The organism is Psychrobacter sp. H8-1, assembly GCF_904846575.1.
In the GTDB taxonomy this organism is placed as follows: Bacteria; Pseudomonadota; Gammaproteobacteria; order Pseudomonadales; family Moraxellaceae; genus Psychrobacter; species Psychrobacter fulvigenes.
Window position 1 is genome coordinate 1,645,930 of record NZ_CAJHBG010000001.1, and the last position, 23,768, is coordinate 1,669,697.

Here is a 23,768-nt window from a genome sequence, read left to right on the forward strand (position 1 = left end):
GGCCTAACATTGTCAAACTTCAATAGCTTTCAAGACTTAATGGCTGCAAAAGCCAAAGACTATTCATCCTCAAAGTAAAGAAACTCAGTCAGCAAACCTACTGTTTATATTTTATACTAACCATACTCTATATAGACCCCAACCAACTGGTAAGACACTATGACAGCCAGATCGGCAAACACTACCGACCTGAATACCACTACCCTAATGTTTTTACACGACTATATACAGGCATTGTTGCCCACGCTTGGCAGTCCAAATAACCCTAGCAAAGCATGTGACACTTTGCCTGAAGACTCGAGACAGGCGGCACAAACCTCTCATAGCCAACCTATAGCCAAGCCAATACCTGAGCTACTTTGGGCAGTAGAGAATCAACAAGCACTCAGCGAGTTGCGACCCCTACTCGCTAACCATCACCAGAAGGCCAGTGCTGTCAATGGCGATGAAGAAGATGTAGTTCACGAGGCGGCTTTGTTTACCCTACAAGAGCTTACCATGCAGCCGATACCGCAGCGCCATCAACTCGCCTGCTTTTGGTTACCAAACCTATCAGCTGAGACCCTGCAGCAGCATATACCACTACTCATGCGTTACCGTGATCTGTATGCGGCACACATGCTCGTCGCTCTTGATGAGGCATTAGACTTGCGCGCCTATGGTTTTACCCCGCTGGATCTTTTGGAGCAGACTCAATTACCCATAACATCTTCACTACCACCTGCACGATCAGAGCCATCATTAACCTTGTGGCAATTTAATTTATATGATTATAAAAAACTGCCCAACTGGCTGAATAGCGATTATTGGGCCAATCCTGAAAACTGGGACAAGCATCGTTGGTAAAAACTGCTTGAATTTGACATCATTTACAGTAATGCTATTTACATAACGTAACAACGATTCTATTATGGGTAGCAATTGCCTAGGTTTTCTTATAAGCAGTTTTAACAATAACAAATTGATTAAAAATTTAGGAGCTCGACATGTCAACTATTCAAACTTCATCTAAGCTGGTCTCTATCTCTAACAGCAGTCGCTTTGCTAAAATCGCAGCGCTGGCTGTGTTATCAAGTGCTGTAGCACTCACTACAGGGTGTGCTACCAAGCGCTCTACCTCTGAGGTTGTGGTCGCGCCTTTGGGTATCCCAGGCGGTCAAGCAGGATATACCGGCGCTATCATCGTCGATAATCCAAATGCCATCGTGACTGCTGCTGACAATCTACAAGCTGTGGTTTACTTTGATTTTGATAGAAGTGATATCAGAGCAGATGCTGCCAATATCTTAAATCAGCATGCCAGTCTGCTCAGCTCAAACCCAGCAGCAGGCGTGCTTATCGCAGGTCATACTGATGAGCGCGGTAGCCGCGAGTACAACATGGCACTTGGTGAGCGCCGTGCACAGTCTGTCAGTGGTTACTTAGCTGCCCAAGGCGTCCCTGCCAACAATATCCGTGTCATCAGCTATGGTGAAGAGCGTCTGGCCACCACTGGTACTACTGAAGAAGCCCATGCCCAAAACCGCCGTGCTGAGCTGTCTTACTAAGGTGTTTTAATCAAAATTAGTCACTCACAGCATATATAATAAAAGCCTAGCAATACGCATATTGCTAGGCTTTTTCGATTTTGATCGAACGGTTTTGATTAAGCAGTTTTAACATTTCAGCGCAGAATTCCCCTACTTCTAAAGTAGTGGGATGAATGCGTTATTGATAACTACCCTTACTCCCTATGGTATTATAATTAATAATTATAACGCCAATTAACAACAAGCTCCTTATGACCAAGCAAATCCTAAAAGCCTATAAAGTCAGGCTGTACCCCAATGAAGAACAGCAAATATTCTTTGCCAAATCATTCGGCTGTACACGCTTTATTTGGAATAGGATGCTTAGTGACAAGATTGAGCACTATAAAAAAACCAAGACCGAGCTTAAAAACACTCCAGCTCAATATAAGAAAGAGTTTGAGTGGCTCAAAGAAGTCGATAGCTTGGCACTGGCTAACGTCCAGCAAAACCTAAGAGCCGCTTATAGTAAATTCTTCAAAGGTTTAGGCTTTCCTAAGTTTAAGAAAAAAGGTCAACGAGACAGCTACACCACCAATAACCAAAAGGGCACAGTGGCGATCACAGATAGCACTGTCAAACTGCCTAAGATTGGTCATATCAACGCTAAATTTCCAAGCAAGGTAAGTGGCTTAATAAAATCAGCGACAGTATCCAAAACCCCATCAGGCAAGTACTATGTCAGCTTATTGGTGGAAACGGTTATTGAGGTACTGCCTAAGACTGGCTCTAACATCGGCATTGATTTAGGATTAATCGACTTTATCGTCTTATCGGACGGCAGCAAAGTCGCTAATCCTAAGTTCTTATCAAAGCTGCAACATAAGCTTGCGCGAGAACAAAAGATACTTGCCAAGCGTAGAGAAGTGGCCAAGGCCGATCAACGCAAGCTGTCTGAGAGCCGCAACTATCAAAAGCAAAGAATTAAAGTCGCCAAAGTCTACGAGCGTATCACGAATTGCCGAAAAGACTTCCTGCATAAGCTCTCATTCAATCTCATCAAAAACCACGATGTGATTGCCATAGAGGACTTGAATGTAAAGGGTATGGTCAAGAACAAAAAACTGTCCATAGCCATATCAGACAGCTCATGGTCAGCGTTTACCACCATGCTGGCTTATAAAGCGGACTGGTACGGTAAAAAGCTAGTCAAAGTTGATAGATGGTATCCTTCGTCTAAGACCTGCTCAGGGTGCGCTCATGTGCTGACTAAGGCTGAGCTACCATTACAGGTGAGATCATGGAATTGTCCAAGCTGTCAGCAAAAAAATGATAGAGACATCAACGCCAGTATCAATATCCTAAACGAAGGATTGAAGCTGGCCACACTCAAAACCGTCGGTGCGACGGGGTTAGCTTAGTCCATTTGCCTAACCGCTGATACAAAACATCGTATCAAGTAGGGGTATTACCTAAGAAACCCCTACCTCTTTAGGTAGTGGGTAGTTCATTAAAACTTACTGATAGATATGTACAGACTATGCAAAACCTAAAGCTCAGTCGGATTCAATATACTCAGCTTGACGCCACAACATGGTGTGCCACTGCCGATGTTAGCTCAATGGCGCAGCCCACACACGCTCATCATTTATCGCCCTTTTTGACACCGCGAGTACCCGCTACACCTCATAGCAATAGCAGCAATGCTAATAAGTACAATCCCTTAATTGATCTTAGCAATATTGCTTGGCAATACGTTGCTGAGCAACAGCCAGTATCAGCACACAAAGGTGCCCAGAATAAACGCCAGCAGCAGCGTGTTGGTGTGCGTTTGCTACTGCAGCAGCTGCTTTTGACACTGGATATTGATGATACCTTGGACGAATCACAGTTCCCCTATCAGCTGTCAGAGCACAGGTATTATGTATGCTTTAGCCACTCAGGTGACCGTTCACATAGCAAGGTTGCAGTCGCGATCAGCTATCGACGTGCGGTTGGCATCGATATCGAAACTCATGATGTGGAGTGGCATGTAGCGCAGCGATTTTATCATTCTGATGAGATCTCAAAGCTCAACTTGTTACCAGCGGCAAATCGACCTCTAGCATCCAAGCTGTTGTGGCAAGTAAAAGAGAGCTTTATCAAGGTTCATCAGTATACGCTGGCGCAAGGCCTAGGAATGAACTACGCGCCTGTCATTAGCGACTTAGATATTGAGTCAAATAGCGCGGCAATCGGATTTTCTGAACACCCTGAATCTGGCTATCAAATCGTATTTTCGCCGACCCAACAGGTCATCATCGTCTTTTGAACAGCTATTATTGTTAGCAGCTGATTTGGTTAAGCAGTTACGACAGGTGAGCAAGATTGGTTGATTGATTAATAGATTGATATCAGTAGCACGCTACGATGGATATGCTTCTTTTATTTAGGATTGACTAGGATCGCTTTGATAACAATGATACATATGTTAAGTATTTTTAATAATAAACCATCGACCGATAGCTTTAAGATAGGGAGGACTTGTTAATTAATAATACCTTCGCCCACAAACACTGCATTTCCATGGTGCAGAAAACAACAGGTTATGAACAATAAAAAAAACCCACAAACCCCCAGTGATCAGTAGCTGAAATACAATCAATGCCCAGTTTTGTTTGGTGCGTTTGCGAGTGTGCACTACCTCTCTATTTACAATCTCGCAATACCCGTATCTCTCTTCGATGTCATCACACATAGTAGTTTAAGAATACACTTTTGTTGGTTGAGGATATTATTATATCCATAAAACCGAATTTAGTCTATTCTTATAACAAAATTAATTCGTCATTCCATATATACGAATTAATTGATGTTTTAGCAGTGAGGTTTTAGAGCTGATGTATAGCAGAGATTTTTATGCGCGTGTGGCGCATTTATCAAAGAAGTCATGAGACCATGATCGGCTAAAATATAGACAAAGCGCTCACTCTATTGTCTCTGTCCACAGGCAGTACACTTCCACGATCTCTTAAACAGATAGTGGTGAAGAACCACAAGGCTCCATAAACCGCCAGTGATGATTAATTGGAACAAGAGCAATGACCATCTTATGTGAGTACGCTGGCGAGTATGCAATACCTCTCTGCCTACATAATTACAATATAGATATACTTTTTCAGTATCATTACACTCAGTGTCATCAAGCATAGTAACCACAGGATAAAAATTGTAGCCGAGCAATATAACGACCAAAATGATACGAAACCATCAAAAGAACAAACACTTACTAAAAGTTACTCATGCTTACTTTATGAAATGTACAGCAATATAGTAACGATGTTGGAAATGGTACATACAGTAAGACAATGTGAGTTTAAATAGCTTGCATACGATGGCTTTAATATAGACAGGCCATACCATGTACAATGATAAGTTCCATAACTCTATAGCGCGTCATGATGGTCTAAGCTATTAATCTATAGGCATAAAAAAAACGACCCTAAAAAGGGTCGTTCTTTTTTTGCTAACTAATAACAGTACTTAAACTGTGATTGGCTTAGAAGCGGTAAGTTGCACCAAGCTTAACAATTGGCATCCACTCTAACCAGTCTTTATCCTCAAGCTCTTTTTCTGCTTTTTTAGCAACATCGCCTGCAGTAGTTGTTTGGTTGATACCATTCGCATCAGTATAATTAACTATGCTATTCTCATCAACAGCATTTACAGTGGCATTAGTTTTGCCCATATAAGCTGCACCGATTTCGCCGAAGACACCCCAGTTGTTACCGATGTTTGGACGGAAGCCGATAGTACCATAAGGCGCTAGTTTGTTACGGTGCTCCATAGTACCTTGTAGAGTACCTACATCAGCAGAATTATACTGCTGACCATCAATTTTGAAGAAGCCACCGTCAGCATTAGCAGTTACGTCAAGATCGTTGTCAGGTACGATGATACCAGCACCAACCGTGAACCAGTTACCAGCAGGACGCAGCTGTACGCCTAGGTATGGGTTGCTGAAGTCTGCATCAACATCATAGTTTACATCGCCAGCATCGAAATCACCGCCGAATAGATCAGCAACATCGCCACCTGCCCAACCGGCTTGTAGTTCAGTCTTGTCGTTTAGTGCCCAAGCAACGTTGGCACCATAACCTAGTGTACCAATCTCAGCACTAACAGCAGCTGGATTTACAGCCGTGTTAAAGAAAGTCTTGGTACCACCAACGACAGCGCCCGTCGTATTACGGACAGCACCCGCAGTTTTGCCCATCATGCCAGCATTAGCAGGTTCTGCTTCATAAGCAACAGCGACCGGCTCAGCTTCATAAGCAACAGCAACTGGCTCAGCTTCGTATACCACTGCGTCGTTACCATCAACGACGACAACTGGCTCAGCTGCTAGTGCAGCAGTTGATGCCAAAACAGCAGCAGAAATAGCAGTTAATTTAATAAGTTTCATCTGTGTTCTCCTAAAGTATGAAATATCTAGCCCACAAAAAAAGATTGTCTTATTGTATTTTCAAACAATCATTTTGTTGAGGCGATTAAAACAATTTTGGCTCAAAAAGTCACCCCTATATACGCACATTTTATTTACCATTATGTAAAGATTGCATAGGTATTGTAATAATTACTACTTGAACCCGCCAAACATCGAAATTCGGTTACACGATACTCCCAAAGTAACTCAGCGGTATCAAAGAGAAATACGCATCGACTGACAGCTTCTTATCGGAACGGTTTTATTATTGTTCGCGTAACAGCCAATCATATACATAAAGCCATCTATGAGAAATCGTGCAATCAAGTATTAGAGGCTTTCACTTATTTAATACATTGATTATACTATGATTTGTCACATAACTCAGTAGTAGTTATATTACCTAGGGCTCTATGTTGTTATACTTTGTGAGTTGACGTATCAAGGGTTACATATACAGGCAGATTGTAAACAAACTCATGTTTTTCTCTCGATATATCGCTTATATCTCAGTTGTATATCGCTTGAGGTTTTTATAAATGCCAAAAACATATAAATGATTTGTTTTATATCATTTTAATTAATTGAAAAATTGGTTAAAATGTACATGATGCAGTCATTACGTCATAGATTATAAAGGATATCTAAATAAGATAGCTATGATATGTCGTTTATATTATCAATTAATGTGCTAATGCTCTGTACTTGGGTTACTTTTTATTCATTATCTTCGAGCTATTCTTATGCCTAAAGTGTCATCGATTACCCGTGTATTAGAGATTATAGAAGCGGTGTCTTATGCCCCCAAACCCATCACTCCCCTTGAGCTGTCGCAAGAGCTTGATATTCCCAAACCAACCATTCATCGTTTGATTCAAAACTTGGTCGAAGAAGGCTTTGTCGCGGTAGATATCGGTGGCGGCATTATCCCTGGCAAGCGTGTCCGCAATCTAAGCGTGGCACTCTGGCAGCAGCGGCAGTTCTTTAACGAGCGGCAAGTTATTTTGCAAAAGCTGGTTGATGATATCGAAGAGACTTGCGGTATTGGTATTCCCTATCATATGGATATGGTCTATAGCAATCGCGTAGCGACCTCTCTACCACTGCAAATCTACTTACCAGTCGGCGCAAAGTCACCCATGTGGTGCACTGCCACTGGCAAGCTCTATCTAAGCCAACTCTCAGAAGCTAGCCGCCGTAAGATGCTACGAAACCTGCCTTTAACTAAGTTTACCAAAAACACCATCATCGATATTGAGACGCTAAATACTGAACTGGATAATATTGCCAAGACGGGCATCGGCGTTGATAATGAGGAGTTTATCTCAGAGATGGTGGCGATATCGGTACCCATACTGGACAAGAAATCACGCTATTTGGCATCATTGTACGTGCATGCGCCCACTATACGGGTAACGCTAGATGAGCTAATGGTTCATGTGCCACGCTTACAAGCCGCTGCAAAGGACATCCAAACACTTGTTTATGAGCTGCAAGACTAGGGTCTGTCCTCAAAGTATACTTTTCAATAAAAAACGGTCTGCGCTATCGATGATAACGCAGACCGTTTTTTATTAAGTTTAAAGAAGCTGACGCACAGTAGACTAGAGAACTGAGCTATCGTGCAGCGCCATGATACTAGAAAAATCCTTTTCCCCATGCTCCACCACATGCGCATCATACAGCTCAGTGGCTTTGGCACCCATCGGGGTCTTAGCACCAGTATCTTTGGCTGTTTCCATCGCCAGATTGAGATCTTTTTGCATCAAATTGGCCATAAACCCGCCTTTATAACTATTGCTCGATGGGACGTTTTCCATCACTTGCGGATAAGGGTTATAGACCTCTAACGCCCAGTTACGACCTGAGCCTTGCAGCATGATATCTGATAGCACCTTGGCATCCAGACCGTTTTTGACACCCAAATTGATGGCTTCTGCGGTGCCTGCCATTAAGATACCTAGCATCATGTTATTACAGATCTTGGCAACTTGTCCGGCACCATGATCGCCAGCATGAAAGATGTTTTTGCCCATCACATCCAGTATCGGCTTAGCTTTGGCAAATGCTTCTGGCTGACCACCAACGATGAAGGTCAGAGTCCCTGCGATAGCACCGCCAGTACCACCAGATACTGGCGCGTCCAAGAAATCTATGCCAAGCTTAGTGGCCTCGTCTGCTACCTTACGCGCATCAGCAGCGGCTATGGTGCTGCTATCGATGACCAGCGTGCCTTTGGGCAAGGTTGAGAGTAAGCCGTTCGAGCCACTATCACCCAAGAACACCGCATGTACATGTCGACCAGCAGGCAACATACTGATCACAACTTGCGCATTGCTTGCAGCGTCTTCAGGACTACTAGCTACGCTGGCACCTGCTTGCTGCAAGCGCTGGGTCGCCTCTGCTGACAAATCATAAACCTTCAGCGTATAACCTGCTTTTAACAAGTTTTCCGCCATTGGCGCACCCATATTACCCAGACCGATAAAGCCGATTTTTGGCTTGCTGGTCTTACCTTCGCTTGAAGTTGCATCTCTTGTAGTCATAGCATCACTCCTTGATGACTTTATTATTGGTGTATGTCATAAATTTAATTACTGATTTTATCTATAGTCAGTTGAAAATAAAACTGTTACATAAATTTAAGCGCGCTACTGGTATAAATTTTACTTGCGTGCTGTTATCACAGAGGCTGCGCAAAATTCACCCCAGTAGCGCTATGTTCTTTTTAAAGTGCATCGACTATATCAGCAGCCCTAATATTTGAATGTTCAACAGATCCTAGTAATCAGCGTACACACTGACTGCCTAGGGCTTCATCCCCTAGCCAATCTCCCAAAGGATGCTCACCCTTAGCATAAGGGTTTACAAAGTGCTGATGGATGTACGCTTGCCCCTCTGCGCTGAGACACTCTGCCAACGAACGTGACCACTTTGGATTGCGGTCTTTGTCAATCAGTAATGCACGGACGCCTTCCTTAAAGTCTGGATTGGCGGCACAGTGTACCGCGACGTTGGCTTCAAGATATAGGACTTGCTCTAGCGATAAGTCAGTGACTTTATGATAGAGCGCATAGGTCAAAGCCACCGTCACTGGACAGCCTGCTCGGTAAGTTGCCACCGCTCGCTGCGTCCAGCTATCTGCTGCAAAGTCTGCATCTAGGCTTGCTAACGCCTCATCGCTCTGTAGCAGTTCATCAATATCGCCCAAGCCGCCGCTATTCATCAGCTGTCCGATAGGATGCCAATAGGTTGCTAACTTGCTAGCAGGTAGCTCAGCGACAGGCTGCGCTGCCAGTGCACGGCTGACGATACTATGAGCGCTATTGTTGTGGCATTTGTCTGGGCTGTTCGCTGCTGCTTGCCAATCGCTCTTTTTTAAACTTTGTATGATGGCATCATAATCACTGCTAGCGACGGCATACTCTGCAAGGTTAGAGAGTATGGCATCGTTGCCATTACACATGGCACCAGTAAGACCTAGGAACAGGCCTGTTTTGGCTGGCATACGCTGCAAAAACCAACTGCCAGAGGCATCAGGGAATAATCCAATGGTCACCTCAGGCATGGCAAAGCGCGTGCGCTCGGTGACTAAACGATGACTGCAAGCCGCCATCAGCCCCATACCGCCACCCATGATAATGCCATCGCCCCAAAGGATGATGGGCTTCGGGTAAAAGTGCATCTGCCGATAGAGACTATACTCATTACCAAAAAACTCTGTGGCATAAGGGTTCGGCATCGGTGCCGTCTCTGACATGCTGTCATAGAGCTTGCGGATATCGCCGCCAGCACAAAATGCCTTATCGCCTGCACCTTTTAGTACCAGTGCCACTACCTGCTCATCACTTTGCCACTCATCTAGCTGCTGCGATAACAGCTGACACATCTCAACGCTGAGCGCATTGAGAGATTTTGGCATATTTAACGTCATTATCCCAAGCAGATGCCCACAATCTGTTGGCTCGGTATTGAACAATACTGGCGCTTGTTGCTCGGTGTTTTCTGTGGACTGTTGATTATTATTATCCGTTGCTGTCATAAAAAAGACCTACAAAATTTAGAATGAGTAAAGTAAACATTATAGCCAAAGCATCTTACCTACAGCCTATTTATTTTGCCAATTAGGTTTGCGCTTTTCTAAGAATGCTTGCACGCCTTCACGCTGATCTTTGGTATCAAATAGCTTCACAAAGGCTTCGCGCTCATTAATAAGGTTTTGTGCAGGCGGGGTATCTCTCGCAGCTTGAATAAGTGTTTTAGAGTAGCTGACAGCGACGGGTGATTGCTTAGCGACTTTTTGCGCAAGCTTCTGTGCTGCTTGTAGCCCTTCGCCTTTCGCCACGACTTCCTCAACCAAACCAATACGCAGTGCGGTATCGGCATCGACGCGCTCACCGCACAATATCATGCGCTTCGCCCAGCCTTCACCAACGAGCAAAGGTAGATTTTGCGTACCGCCTGCGCAAGGTAAAAGCCCAACGCCTGTCTCTGGCAGCGCCATCTGTGCATGGTCTTCTGCGATACGGATATCACAGGCCAACGCACACTCAAGCCCGCCGCCCATGGCATAGCCGTTGATGACCGCGATACTGACACCGCGATAAGCTGACAAGGCTTCAAACGCTTCACCAAAAGCAATGGCCATGCTGATCGCTCGGCCTTTGTCACCGTCGGAGAAGTTGTTTAGATCAGCACCAGCTGAAAAGAACTTCTCGCCGTCACCATGAATGATCAACGCATAGACATCATCATTGGCATTCAAGTCATTAACGAGCTGCTTGAGCGCTGGCAAACTCTCCATTGTCCAAGTATGCGCGGGTGGGTTATTGAGTGTCACGGTGGCGGTATGACCGTCAATCGAGAGTTTCAGGTTGGTATAATCCGTCATAAATAATCCTTTATTTTATCTGAATTTGCTATGATTTAGTGATAGCGATAATAAGTTATAAAAGTTACTCCACTCTCAACTATTCTAAAATTATCGGTGTAGGCTGTGGCTTTAGCCCAGCTTGGAAACTTTACAGAAGCAAAATGCTGGGCTAAAGCCACAGCCTACGATAGTTCATAATAAGTTCAGAGTCAGGTAAAAGCTGACATAGTATCTAGCGCAACTGGCTCAATGCATCATCTTGCATGAGCTGACGCGAGACAATTACGCGCATGATTTCATTGGTACCTTCTAGTATTTGATGCACACGCAGATCACGCACGTGGCGCTCAAGTGGGTATTCACTTAGATAGCCATAACCACCATGCAGCTGCAAGGCCTCATTGGCGACATCGAAACAAAGATCAGTGGAGAGACGCTTTGCCATCGCGCAGTAGGTAGAGGCTTGCGAATCGTTGTTATCGACTTTATTGGCGGCTAGATAGAGCATTTGCCGCGCGGTAATGGTCTGGGTGAGCATATCAGCAAGTTTAAATTGTACTGACTGCAAGCTGGCAATCGGACTACCAAACTGGCTACGCTCTTGCACGTAATTGGTTGCGGTCTCTAGCGCTGACTGCGCGGTACCTACCGCACAGATACCGATATTGATACGGCCGCCATCCAAGCCTTTCATGGCGATACGAAAACCTTGACCTTCCTCACCGATTAAATTTTCTGCTGGCACTTTGACATCTTTAAAGCTGATGGTGCGCGTTGGCTGTGCTTTCCAGCCCATTTTATGCTCGTTTTTGCCATATTCAATACCAGCGCTATCAGCATCTACCACAAATGCTGATACACCTTTTGCCCCTGCATCGCCTGTACGTGCCATGACTACCAACACATCGGTCGAGCCTGCGCCTGAGATAAAGGTTTTCTCTCCATTGAGCACATAATAGTCGCCTTGTTTGTCGGCTTTGGTGCGTAATGAAGCCGCATCAGAACCAGCATTGGGCTCAGTTAAGCAGTAGCTGCCAAGCCACTCACCGCTGACCATATTAGGCAAATACTTTTTGCACAAAGCGTCGCTGCCATACTCACCGATCATCCAGCCCGCCATATTATGAATGCTCATATAGGCAGCAACGGCCGTATCACCCCATGCCAGCTCCTCAAACACCATGGCAGAGTCTAAGCGCGGTAGCCCTAAGCCATCATAGTCTGGGTTGGTATACAGCCCTAAGAAACCCAGCTCGCCTGATTTTTTGATGACATCAACTGGAAAATGTGAGGTGCGATCCCATTCAGCAGCGTTTGGCTTAAGCTCCTTTACAGCAAACTGTCTGGCGGTTTGGCGAAAGGCGATTTGGTCTTCGGTCAATGAAAAATCCATAAGGTCATCCTTGTGCATGCGTAGCAAATATGGTGGAAAATCTTTATAAGTTTCAGTTTAATTTCATAAGTTTACTATAGTAGCGGCATAACGATAATCATAAAATCGTGCATTACTAGTAAATAATATACTAAGTAACATTGACCCTATACCACCAACATAGTGAATGAACGATTAAATTGAAATAGTGGTATTGACCCCACGACTCGCTTCATCATCAAACCAACGGGCGGTAACCGTCTTGGTTTGCGTGTAAAACTGTACTGCCTGCTTACCATAAGGGCCAAGATCACCAAGCTTACTGGCACGCGAGCCTGAGAATGAGAACATCGGTAACGGCACGGGAATCGGCAGGTTAATACCGATTTGACCGACCTGCACATCCTGTTGGAATTTGTGTGCGGCTGCCCCTGACTGAGTAAAGATAGCCGTACCATTACCATGTGGGTTGGCATTCAGTAGCTCAATCGCTTCATCAAGGTCGGCTGCACGCATGATGCAAAGCACTGGGCCAAAGATTTCTTGCTGATAAATATGCATATCGGCAGTGACATTATCAAATATAGTAGGTCCTACGAAGTTACCTTGCTCATAGCCTTCGACAGTGATACCGCGACCATCGAGCACCAAGCTTGCTCCTTCTTCGACACCCGTACCGATTAAATGCTCAACACGGGCTTTTGCGGCAGGAGAAATCAGTGGACCTAAGTCTTTATCATGCTTACCTGCTGATACCACTAGGCCTTCTGCTTTGGCTTTGATATCGTCAACCCATTCCCCTGCTGCGCCAACCAATACCACCACGGACAGTGCCATACAGCGCTGACCTGCAGCACCAAAGGCTGCGCCCGCCAATTGATTCAGCGTTTGCTCTTTATTGGCATCAGGTAGTATCACGGCATGGTTTTTAGCCCCCATCATGCACTGGGCACGTTTGCCAGATTTGCTCGCGCGCTCGTAGACATGCTTCCCAACAGCGGTAGAACCAACAAACGAAACCGCTTTGATATCTGGGTGATCACAAATGGCATCAACCGTCGCCTTGCCGCCATGTACGACGTTTAGCACACCTTCAGGTACGCCCGCTTCCACTGCTAGCTCGACCAAACGCATGGTGACCATTGGGTCTTGCTCAGAAGGCTTTAAGATAAAAGTATTACCCGTGGCAATTGCCATTGGGAACATCCATAGCGGAATCATCGCTGGGAAGTTAAAGGGTGTAATGCCTGCACAAACGCCAAGTGGCTGCCATATGCTATAAGTATCAACGCCTGAGGCGACGTTTTCGACAAAGTCACCAATCTGTAGATTGGCAATGCCTGCTGCATGCTCGACCACTTCCAAACCACGGAATACATCACCTCTAGCATCGGCAATGGTTTTGCCTTGCTCAGCGGTTAGGATTTCTGCGAGCTCATCCATGTGCTCACGGATCAAGGCTTGATATTTTAAAAAGATACGTGCACGCGTGGTGATTGGCGTCTTGCGCCACGTTTGAAAGGCGGCGTGGGCAGCGGCGACGGCTTGATTGATTTCATCGTCGGTGGTTTGTGGCACCTTGGCGATGACTTCTTGCGTGGCAGGATCGGTGATATCAATCCATTCTTTGGTGTTAGATTCCACAAATTGGCCATTGATGAGCTGCTGAACGTGATGCATAAGATATCCTTATCTTGTTTGCGAGACTGCCATTATATGACGTCTTAATATTGATAAAAGAGCTTAAAAACCAAATACGTCTGCTAATTAAACTTTATTTAAAATGATTTATTTCGTATCGTTATTGACTATAACAACAAATCGAATTTAGGGTCAAGTGCTTTATTGCATTTTAATAAAAAAGCCCATGACGACTCATGAGCTTTCATAGATCATAGTATTAAGAATCCATTAATAATCCTTCATAGACTGTTTAACCGCATCAATAGCAGGTGGATTATCAAGCGTTGACATATCACCCGTTGGCTTATCTTCTGCTAACGCGCGAATAGAGCGGCGTAGGATTTTACCTGAGCGCGTCTTTGGTAGCGCTTGCGGGAAATAAACCGCTGCTGGACGGGCGATACCCCCAAGCGACTTGACCACAGCTCCGATGATTTGCTGCTCAAGACGAAAGCGGTTTTCGGTGGTTGCGACTTGTTCATGATCTTTGAGCACACAAAAGGCAATGGGCAATTCGCCTTTTAGCTCATCTGCAATACCAACCACCGCACATTCTATGATCTCAGGATGTGTGCTAATCGCCTCCTCAATCTCTTGTGTGCCTATCCTATGCCCTGCCACATTAATCACATCATCAGTACGACCCAAGATATGGAAGTAGCCCTCCTCATCAACGACCGCATAATCTGAGGTAGAGTATTGCTTGCCATCAAATAAGTCAAAATAACTACTGATAAAACGCTCATCATTACGCCATACGGTGGTCAGACAACCTGGTGGCAACGGCGCAGTAATAGCAAGCAGCCCCTTTTCCCCAGCGGCGCAAGGCTCGCCAGTCTCTTCGTTAATGACGTGTGCATCATAGCCATACATTGGATAACCAGGAGAGCCTTGCTTGTGCGGTTTGTGATTGAATTTTGGCGTATGACTTAAGATAGGCCAGCCTGACTCTGTTTGCCAATAGTGATCTAAGATGGGTACACCCAAATGCTCAGTCAGCCAGCTGGCAGTCGACTCATCAAGCGGCTCGCCAGCCAAAAAGAAGGACTTGAGACTTGAGACATCATAGCGGGTCATCCACGTCTCGTCTTGCTTTTTGAGCATGCGCACGCCAGTTGGTGCGGTGAACAATATGTTTACTTTATTGGCCTCAACGATTCGCCACCAAATACCTGGATTGGGACGATGCGGGAGGCCTTCATACATGATACTGGTCATACCCGCCAGCAGCGGTGCATAAATAGTATAGGAATGCCCTGCCGCCCAGCCCACATCGGATATGGTCCAAAACGTCTCGCCTGCTTTGCCATCATGGATATAGTCTATAGACGTCGTAAGCGCCACCGCATGACCGCCCGTATCGCGCTGCACGCCTTTTGGGGTGCCAGTGGTGCCCGAGGTATAAAGCAAATACGAAGGTTCGTTAGACTCAAGCCAGACAGGATCTACGATAGCGTTGGCGTCACAGCTGATACGGCGCTCAGTGGCATAATCGACATCTATCGGCTGTGACTCAAAAGGCAAGATACCACGGTTGACGACCAAGACATGCTCTGGTTTATGATTGGCTTGCTCAACGCCTTGATTGATTAGGTTTTTATAATTGATAATTTTACCACCACGTAAGCCTGCATCAACGGTGATGAGCATTTTTGCCTCAGCATCATCCATCCGAATGGCCAGATTGTGCGCGGCAAATCCGCCAAAAACCACTGAGTGTATCGCGCCAATACGGGTACAGGCCAGCATGGCATAAGCCGCTTCCAAAATCATCGGCATATAGATAATGACTCGATCACCTTTGCCGACCCCATGACGCTGCAAGACATCTGCAAAGTAGTTGACCTCTTTATAAAGGTCATTGTAAGTCAGACGGCGCTTGGTATAGTCGGTATAAAACTCGACAGTATTGCCCAAATCACTAAAAGCATCAACGACTGCAGGAAAGGTCTCAATCAACTCTTGGTTAATCTCGGACGATAGCCAAATAAAAGCATCCTGCTCAGCACGGTCGAGCAAGTGACGATCAACGCAGTTATAACAGACGTTGGTCTCACCGCCGACGAACCATCTGGCAAAAGGCAAGTTGCTGTCGTCAAGGATTTGCTCAGGCTCTTTATGCCAATAGATGCGCTGGGCTTGCTCGGCCCAGAATTGCTCACGATTATCAATAGAGGATTGATAAATATCAGCAAAGGATGGGGAATGCTGAGAGTCTGATAGGGATTGAGAAGCTTTATTAGTGGGTTGTTCGCTCATAGTGGCTATCCTTAGCGTAAACGAAATATGGTGCAACACCATAAAATAAGGTCATTTCTTACGAGTGGTATCGTAACGAAGCATAGGCTATCCATGCCTACTATCAATAACTAAAACAGAAAACCGATACACAATGTATCGATTTAATGTATATCGGTTTAAAATGTAGCAGAGCTATCGATAAAGGTCAACTGTTAAGCGCATAAACTGCTATGCGCTTAGGCGTGTTGAGTAATTAGACGCCCGTCTGATTGGCGTACATCTCACGCATTACCTTTTTATCGTGTTTACCGACTGAGGTTTTCGGCAACTCATCTACGAACTTAAAGTCACTGGGCACACCGTATTTGGGAATGATACCTTTGCTGACAGCTTGCTCTGCAATGGCGATGATGTCATCAGCAGTGGTATCTTCTTTGCCAGGCTTAAGTACTACCAACGCTAATGGGCGCTCACCCCACTGCTTATCACGTATGCCTATCACTGATACGTCATCTACTGATGGATGTAAGGACAATATCGTTTCTATCTCTAACGATGAAATCCACTCACCACCAGATTTAATCACGTCTTTGAGACGATCGGTGATTTTGATGTAGCCATCGGGGCGCATATAGGCGATGTCTTGGGTGTGCATATAGCCATTTTCCCACAGCTCAGTACCTGCATCGTCATTTTTGAAGTAGCTTTGGGTGAGCCAAGGCGCTCTTAGTACCAACTCGCCAGTGTTTTCTTTACCGAGACCCACCGAGTTATTGTCAGTATCCCAGACTTGCGCATCGACCATGAGTACTGGCTTACCCGTCATATAGCGGCGAGTGATGTCTTCTTCCTCAGACATCTCAGGCTCATCAAGGCTAAAGTCAGTCAAGCTAATCAAGGGCGCCGTCTCTGACATACCGTAACCCGTATAGACTTCGATACCTTGTGCCAGCGCACTCTTAGCCAAGCCTTCTGTCAATCTTGAGCCTCCTATGATCATTTTTAGACCATTAAAGTTGGCATCTCGATCTTGCGCCTCTTTGAGTACCATTTGCAATATCGTAGGCACACAGTGGGTAATACTTACCTTTTCGTTCAAGATTAAATCTAGCAAAGTATCAGGTGCATAGCGCCCAGGATATACTTGCTTAAGGCCAATCATGGTGGCAGTAAATGGAAAGCCCCATGCATGCACGTGGAACATCGGCGTCATCGGCATATAGACATCACCGTAGCTGACACCTTGTTTGTTTGGCAACATACCAAGCGACGCCGCTTCTGTGAGGGTATGTAATACCAACTGACGATGGCTAAAGTACACCCCTTTTGGATCACCTGTCGTACCTGAGGTATAAAAAGTCGTGGCAATGGTGTTTTCATCAAAGTCAGGGAAGTCAAAAGTGCTGTCAGCAGCTTCTAAAAGCGCTTCATACTCACCGATGACGCGGCCTTGATTGTCTCCAAACACGCCTTCAACCGTAATATCATTGTCATCAAGCCAAATGATATGCTCAATACTCGAGTTCTCAAACTGATAGTCTTTTACCAAGGCGGCAAACTCAGAGTTCAGCATTAATACTTTGGGTTTGGCATGATTAATGGTGTACAGCACCTTCTCGGGTGACAGTCTAATATTGACTGTCTGCAAGACGTACTGTGACATAGGCACGGCAAAGTAAGACTCAAGATAACGATGGCTATCCCAATCCATCACTGCTACGACATCCCCCGCTGCCAAGTTTAGATCAGCTAAGACGTTCGCCAAGCGATTGATACGCGCAAACAGATCTTTGTAAGTTAAGCGTTTTTTATCGGCATATATAATTTCTTGCTCTAAGGACACCGTCTTGGCACGGTTTAATAGTTGTTTAATAAGCAGCGGAAACTCATAAGCTGATGGCGCACTTTTATAGATATCGGACATTTTTTACTTCCTTGTGGGTCATTGAAAAGAACACAGGCATGACATAAGCATTTGCTTCCACTTAATAATAGTCATTAGTAGTGGCACGCAAACACACAATCCATAGTGTTTATTGATAGTAAGAAAAAACCAATACCCTGTAAAGCATACTCTCGTAAGTCAAGCTGAACTCAGTGTCTACAAATAATACTTCTACTCTTTATCAGTGGGTGTTAGTCCATGCTTAACTTATCAAAGGCTGCTTCGAGCTCACCTATTAGGCAGGTTGCATTTTTCTTTTTACCATGCCAAAGCTTGCAACCAGTAGCGCCAATATCTGTACGAACAATAACAACCAAACCGTGAGCTGCCACTCTCCGCGCGCATAAGCAATCCCGCAAATCCACGCCCCCATAGTGCCGCCTGCATAATAAGCCATGTAATACAGCCCAGATGCCAATGAGCGTCCCTTTTTGACATTGACCGCAATATAACTGATGGTCGCTGATTGCGTAATAAAAACGCCCGATGACATGATAATGAGACCAGCAATCACCCCCCAAAGCGGCGTGACCAGTGTCAAAAGAACCCCTATCGTTGAAATTAGAACAGCGACTCGCACGATCCGTGCCGCCCCAAACTTACGCAGCAATGATGTCGTTAAAGGCGTAATAATCACACCAATGAGATAGACTGCAAAAATATTCGCCAATTGCCCAGTGCTCAGCTCGTATGGAGTCTCGGCAAGATGCAAATTAATAAACGTAAAGCAGCCTACTAGCGAAAACAACACACAGCCGCCCAACAAGCAGGCGGTCACCACATAGCGATTGGTCAGATGCTCGCCAAGTGTCTGTATCGCTGAGCGAAAGTTTGGATTGGCTTCAAAGCAGCGCGATGACGGCAGCATCTTACCTACCCATAACGCACCTATCAGCGTCATGGCTGCCATCACATAATACCCATGACGCCAACCGATAAACTCATGCAAATGACCGAGCAAAAAACGTCCCATAAAACCGCCAAATACCGAGCCTGAGACATAAAACGACATCAGCTCTGCCACGGCTCGTCCCTCAAACTCTTCACCTATGTAAGCGATGGTCACCACCGTAATACCAGGCACAGACAGCCCCTGCATAAAGCGCCATAACCCAAGCCAACCTATGGTCGGACTTTGAGCAATCAGCGCTGTGGGTATCGCTAAAAACAATAACGCACCTACAATGAAAGACTTGCGACCAATAGCATCAGAAAGCATGCCCAAAAATGGCGACATGATTGCAATCGCCATTACCGTAGCGCCTACGACCATCCCTGCCTGCACCTCGGTTGCAGAAAAATCTATCATCAGTACAGGTAGTAGTGCTTGAATGGCATAGACCTGCAAAAAAGCAAACATGCCGATTAAACCAATGGTGAGCTTTAAAACCCAAGAGGGCGACTGACTTTGAGAAGTAGGTATGGGTAATGACATTACTGACGCACCATTTGGCTAAGCACTATTGTATGAGTTGTTCTGTAGGTGCTATGGATTAGATTCATAAGAAAGGTATTTGATTTATGAGAGGTATTTTTATTTTATTAATTCAATGGCTAAGAGCATAGCTTACTTTTTAAAAAATAGAAGGATTAAAAAAACCGATGTCTGCATTATGAGTCAGACATCGGTTTTTTGCAGGCTATTTGTTGACTAGATTAAGAAGAAATACGCCCATAACCCAACCACAAATGTCGCAATGATATTCAATATCACTCCAGTACGTACCATTTCTGATTGCTTGATCAAGCCAGTACCAAATACAATCGCGTTTGGTGGCGTGGCAACAGGAAGCATAAAGGCACAAGAGGCACCAATACCAATGACCAATACCAAGACTTCGTGAGGCAGTCCCATTTGCTCAGCGATAGCGGCAAATACTGGTACTAACAGTGCCGCAGAAGCCGTATTGGAGGCAAACTCAGTCAAAAAGATAATAAATGCAGATATCGCAATCATCACCACGATAAGCGGTGCGACAGATAACGCATTGGCGACCGTCTCACCAAGTATCAAAGAGGCACCTGATACTTTTAACACTGTCGATAGGGCTATACCACCACCGAATAGCATGAGCACACCCCAGTCAGTGTTGTCCGACACCTCCTTCCATGATACCAGCCCTAGACTGACCACAGCGGCTGCGGCAGACAGTGCGATGATGGCATCCGTATCAGTGATATCAAGTGCGGCGCCAATCTTTTTGGAAAATATCCAGCTCAGCGCCGTGATTATAAAGACAATAATGGTGACCACACGTGGCTTGTTCCAAGGAATAGGCGCTTCGTCAGAGATGGTCACTTGACGATTAAGTTTGGGTTTTAATACAAAGTACATCGCACCCAATAGGACTGGTAAGAGTACCAGCATCATTGGCACACCAAACTTCATCCAATCGACAAAGGCGATATCCAGCGCTTTTGCTGCAATCGCATTGGGCGGTGAACCAACAATGGTACCCAAGCCGCCCAAACTTGCTGAGTAGGCAATACCCAGTAATACAAACACAAAAGTACCGCGATCTTTTTCACGATCGACTTGCGTTAAGATACCAAGAGCCAAGGGCAACATCATCGCGGCAGTGGCGGTATTCGATATCCACATGGATAAAAACGCAGTGACACCGAAGATCAAAAATACCGCCGTACCAAGCTTGCCACCTGACATTGACAGAATCTTTAAGGCAATCTTTCTATCCAATTGCTGCACGTGCAAAGCGGCTGCTAGCGCAAAACCACCGAAGAACAGATAGATAGTCGGACTGGCAAAGCTCTGTAAACCAATCTTGGCATCGAAATCTGGAATGCCTATCAGCGCCCCCACGACGACAACCAAAATCGCGGTAATGGTGACGTGTACAGCCTCAGTTAGCCACAATGCGCCGATAAAAAACAGCATTGCTAGGCCTTTATTGGCATTAACATCGAATGGTAATACGTTGTAGATAACCATACTGATAATCGCAGCGATTGCGACGACGACTAGCCCTTTACCCGTACCCTTTGGGAAAGTATCGGTAAATAAATACTCGTTGCCATCTGTAGGAAGATGACTATCTAATTTTTGCTTTGACATAAAATGTCCTTATTACAGCACCCTAGAACAGGACGTATGTACCAATATTCAATACACCCTAGTATTAAAAAGTATTAAAATTTAAAAATGCGCTCACAAAACAGCAACTGTTTTCTACTGATACGCTATCGCTATAGTCGATCCATTATAAAACAAATACAGAGCCTATTTACTCTATGACAAACAGCACTGCAGGTCGAAAAAACACTCGATGATACTTAAATGCATCGATACTGTCTAAGTTACACCATGTGTACACCATGTGTACACCGCATTTACACACAGTCACTAAACTCGCTCAGTCTAACCCTGTACAAATAATAATCAATATTACATACTGAATAGGTCATTAAATCAGTGTTAGCCGCCAATTAATTTAACAACTGATGATAGTAATCTGATAACTATAAACAGGAGTGTTTTATGCCACGCAATAAAGTTGATTCAACCACTAAGTTGGCACCGAAAGATATTAACCAAGATGACCTTGCCAAAGAAGATCAGCAGCGTACGGATGACTGTGCGCTTGATATGATGCAAGGTCTACACGAGCATGAAGATCATAGTGAGGATGAAGATAAATAAGTCTTTATTTATCTGTTTGTCCTCATAAAACCTATTTTATAAAAGAATGCAAAAACGCTTATCGGCTTGATGAGCGTTTTTTTGAGTCTGGCTGCCTGATTTCAGGTAAATGGTCTGAGGCATAGTTATATATAAACGCAGCAAGGAGCACAATCGCGATAGGCAAAAGAAAAGCACCATAGCCTACTCTGGCATATAAAAATGCCCCCACGACGCCGCCGCCACAAAAGCAGTACCAAATAATGGCTTGAAAGCCAAGCGTAGGCTTACTGATTGAACGTCCTGCTAGCCAGTTGCCAATTGCAGCCCCCATATCTGAGGTCAGCCCTGTTAAGTGCGTAGTACGAATGACCGCGCCACTATAGGTCGCAACCATGGCGTTTTGTAATCCGCAAGCCATCGCAGCGGCCAATTGCCCCAAGTAATCATGTTGTTGGTAGAGCAAATAACTAATCAGCAGCAGCGCGGCTTCGATATATAGCGCACTTCCATAACGCCTGCCTAACTTTAGCGAAGTCTGTCCAATCACAAACCCACTGAGTATCGCTCCTGCCAAAAATGATAATAATGCGGCGCCAATAAAAAGTATACTGCTGATGTCAAGGTACGCAAGGGCAGCAGCAAACAAACTGACGTTTCCAGTGACATGTGAGACAGACAGTCTGGTAAAACCCATCAAAGCAGCGGTGTTGACACAGCCCGCGCTGAATGCCAACACCGCCCCGCCCCAAAATATCCACCTTGGAAGTCTGGTTATCATATTCGCCGCCTAAGCCTAAAAGCTCATGATCAAAAAAAGCCATAAGTATAACCAAAAAAGACAGCCTTTTGGCTGTCTTCGTTATATTTTAAGTTATATCGTTTATGATCAAAACTTATGATGCAGCATCATTACGGAGCATCTTTACTTAGGTTCATCGAGCATCATTAGCTGCTCACTAATAGCAACCGTATTAAAACCTGCATCCACGAACATAATCTCACCAGTAATACCAGAAGCCCATGGTGATAATAGGAATAATGCGGCATTACCTACTTCTGTCTGAGTAATATTACGCTGCAGTGGTGCTATTTTTTCGCTGATATCCAGCATCTTACGGAATGACTTAATACCACTTGCGGCAAGCGTGCGGATAGGGCCAGCTGAAATGGCATTCACACGAATACCTTCACCGCCCAATGAAGTCGCTAAATAACGCACACTGGCTTCCAAGCTGGCTTTGGCCATGCCCATGACATTATAGTTGGGTAATACTGAAATACTACCTTCATAGGTCAAGGTCAACATAGAGCCATTACGCATGGCAAGCAGCTCGCGCGCGGCTTTGGCCAATGCCACAAAGCTATAGCTAGAGATATCATGCGCAATCTGACTGCCTTCGCGGGTCGTCGCACTGGTAAAGTCGCCATCAAGCTGATCCATGGGTGCAAAGCCAATCGCATGTACCACACCATCGATACCATCACCCCAATGCTTGCTAACTTGCTCAAAGCAAGCAGCTATAGAGTCATCAGATGCGACGTCACACTCAAGCACAAGATCCGCTTCGAACTGCTCAGCTGCCATATCGACGCGCTTTTTAATTTTGTCGTTGGGATAGGTTAGGATTAAAGAGGCGCCTTCGCGATGCAGCGCTTCGGCAATGGCCCATGCGATAGAAAGTTTGCTGGCGATACCAGTGACGACAAAGCGTTGTCCTTGCAGTAGCATAATATTTCCTTGTTGACCGATCGGATGCATGCAAAATACATTCGAGATGATAAATAAACACTGCTTAATGGCAGCAAAATAATCAGATGATTCATTATACACGAATCAAATTAAGTAAACAGTCGTAAACTAATACCATTTTAAGGCATTTTTAGCGCTAGGTTAAATGCTTAACATTAGGCTTAGCAGTATTAAACTGGGTAAATTTCAAGTATAATCACAGCCCTTCCCAGCTTGCACATTTTTGCTAAAATCCTTTATAACCTTTGTTTATAACTAGGGTCTGTTTGATTATCTAACAGATCCTTAGGA

General features: G+C 45.0%; 18 protein-coding genes. 6 read left to right on the forward strand and 12 right to left on the reverse strand.

Features of this window, described 5'->3' with window-relative positions; all coding sequences use genetic code 11:
- The first annotated feature begins 159 nt into the window (after positions 1 to 159).
- The 4 genes from JMY01_RS06670 (at position 160) to JMY01_RS06685 (ending at position 3,819) form a co-directional block, all read left to right on the forward strand.
- Positions 160 to 846, forward strand: coding sequence for a DUF6231 family protein (locus JMY01_RS06670; protein ID WP_201574832.1), 687 nt, complete (start codon positions 160 to 162; stop codon positions 844 to 846).
- A gap of 140 nt (positions 847 to 986) precedes the next feature.
- On the forward strand, positions 987 to 1,547 hold the full coding sequence (pal, locus tag JMY01_RS06675) for a peptidoglycan-associated lipoprotein Pal (protein WP_201574833.1): 561 nt from the start codon (positions 987 to 989) through the stop codon (positions 1,545 to 1,547).
- Between the two features lie 233 nt (positions 1,548 to 1,780).
- Entirely contained in the window at positions 1,781 to 2,929 is a 1,149-nt protein-coding gene (tnpB, locus tag JMY01_RS06680) for an IS200/IS605 family element RNA-guided endonuclease TnpB (protein WP_201574834.1), read from the forward strand.
- A gap of 119 nt (positions 2,930 to 3,048) precedes the next feature.
- Complete coding sequence (locus tag JMY01_RS06685) at positions 3,049 to 3,819, forward strand: 4'-phosphopantetheinyl transferase superfamily protein (protein WP_201574835.1); 771 nt, start codon at positions 3,049 to 3,051, stop codon at positions 3,817 to 3,819.
- A 1,227-nt stretch (positions 3,820 to 5,046) separates the two neighbouring features.
- Here the strand turns inward: JMY01_RS06685 and JMY01_RS06690 are convergent.
- Complete coding sequence (locus tag JMY01_RS06690) at positions 5,047 to 5,952, reverse strand: hypothetical protein (RefSeq protein WP_201574836.1); 906 nt, start codon at positions 5,950 to 5,952, stop codon at positions 5,047 to 5,049.
- A 764-nt stretch (positions 5,953 to 6,716) separates the two neighbouring features.
- Between JMY01_RS06690 and JMY01_RS06695 the strand changes: the two genes are divergently transcribed.
- Complete coding sequence (locus JMY01_RS06695) at positions 6,717 to 7,475, forward strand: IclR family transcriptional regulator (RefSeq protein ID WP_201574837.1); 759 nt, start codon at positions 6,717 to 6,719, stop codon at positions 7,473 to 7,475.
- A gap of 102 nt (positions 7,476 to 7,577) precedes the next feature.
- Here the strand turns inward: JMY01_RS06695 and mmsB are convergent, their stop codons facing one another.
- From mmsB to JMY01_RS06740, 9 genes are all read right to left on the reverse strand, one after another.
- Complete coding sequence (mmsB, locus tag JMY01_RS06700) at positions 7,578 to 8,519, reverse strand: 3-hydroxyisobutyrate dehydrogenase (RefSeq protein ID WP_201574838.1); 942 nt, start codon at positions 8,517 to 8,519, stop codon at positions 7,578 to 7,580.
- 242 nt (positions 8,520 to 8,761) lie between these two features.
- The gene (locus JMY01_RS06705; RefSeq protein WP_201574839.1) at positions 8,762 to 10,015 is read right to left on the reverse strand and encodes an enoyl-CoA hydratase/isomerase family protein; all 1,254 of its coding nucleotides are present in this window, start codon (positions 10,013 to 10,015) and stop codon (positions 8,762 to 8,764) included.
- A gap of 66 nt (positions 10,016 to 10,081) precedes the next feature.
- On the reverse strand, positions 10,082 to 10,864 hold the full coding sequence (locus JMY01_RS06710; protein ID WP_201574840.1) for an enoyl-CoA hydratase: 783 nt from the start codon (positions 10,862 to 10,864) through the stop codon (positions 10,082 to 10,084).
- A gap of 214 nt (positions 10,865 to 11,078) precedes the next feature.
- Positions 11,079 to 12,239, reverse strand: a complete 1,161-nt coding sequence (locus JMY01_RS06715; protein ID WP_201574841.1) for an acyl-CoA dehydrogenase family protein — start codon at positions 12,237 to 12,239, stop codon at positions 11,079 to 11,081.
- A gap of 174 nt (positions 12,240 to 12,413) precedes the next feature.
- Entirely contained in the window at positions 12,414 to 13,898 is a 1,485-nt protein-coding gene (locus JMY01_RS06720) for a CoA-acylating methylmalonate-semialdehyde dehydrogenase (protein WP_201574842.1), read from the reverse strand.
- Between the two features lie 231 nt (positions 13,899 to 14,129).
- The gene (locus JMY01_RS06725; protein WP_201574843.1) at positions 14,130 to 16,160 is read right to left on the reverse strand and encodes a propionate--CoA ligase; all 2,031 of its coding nucleotides are present in this window, start codon (positions 16,158 to 16,160) and stop codon (positions 14,130 to 14,132) included.
- 235 nt (positions 16,161 to 16,395) lie between these two features.
- Complete coding sequence (locus JMY01_RS06730) at positions 16,396 to 18,066, reverse strand: fatty acid--CoA ligase (RefSeq protein WP_201574844.1); 1,671 nt, start codon at positions 18,064 to 18,066, stop codon at positions 16,396 to 16,398.
- Between the two features lie 256 nt (positions 18,067 to 18,322).
- Complete coding sequence (locus tag JMY01_RS06735) at positions 18,323 to 19,522, reverse strand: MFS transporter (protein ID WP_201574845.1); 1,200 nt, start codon at positions 19,520 to 19,522, stop codon at positions 18,323 to 18,325.
- 216 nt (positions 19,523 to 19,738) lie between these two features.
- Positions 19,739 to 21,160 (reverse strand): DASS family sodium-coupled anion symporter, encoded by a 1,422-nt coding sequence (locus tag JMY01_RS06740; protein WP_201574846.1) that lies wholly within the window; start codon positions 21,158 to 21,160, stop codon positions 19,739 to 19,741.
- A 423-nt stretch (positions 21,161 to 21,583) separates the two neighbouring features.
- On the opposite strand from JMY01_RS06740, the gene JMY01_RS06745 reads away from it, so the two are divergent.
- The gene (locus JMY01_RS06745; RefSeq protein ID WP_201574847.1) at positions 21,584 to 21,745 is read left to right on the forward strand and encodes a hypothetical protein; all 162 of its coding nucleotides are present in this window, start codon (positions 21,584 to 21,586) and stop codon (positions 21,743 to 21,745) included.
- Between the two features lie 58 nt (positions 21,746 to 21,803).
- Here JMY01_RS06745 and JMY01_RS06750 read toward each other — a convergent pair whose 3' ends face one another.
- The gene (locus JMY01_RS06750) at positions 21,804 to 22,505 is read right to left on the reverse strand and encodes a YoaK family protein (RefSeq protein ID WP_201574848.1); all 702 of its coding nucleotides are present in this window, start codon (positions 22,503 to 22,505) and stop codon (positions 21,804 to 21,806) included.
- A 144-nt stretch (positions 22,506 to 22,649) separates the two neighbouring features.
- Positions 22,650 to 23,456 carry an enoyl-ACP reductase gene (locus JMY01_RS06755; RefSeq protein WP_201574849.1) on the reverse strand — a complete coding sequence of 269 codons (807 nt, stop codon included), beginning with the start codon at positions 23,454 to 23,456 and terminating at the stop codon, positions 22,650 to 22,652.
- Between the last annotated feature and the right edge of the window lie 312 nt (positions 23,457 to 23,768).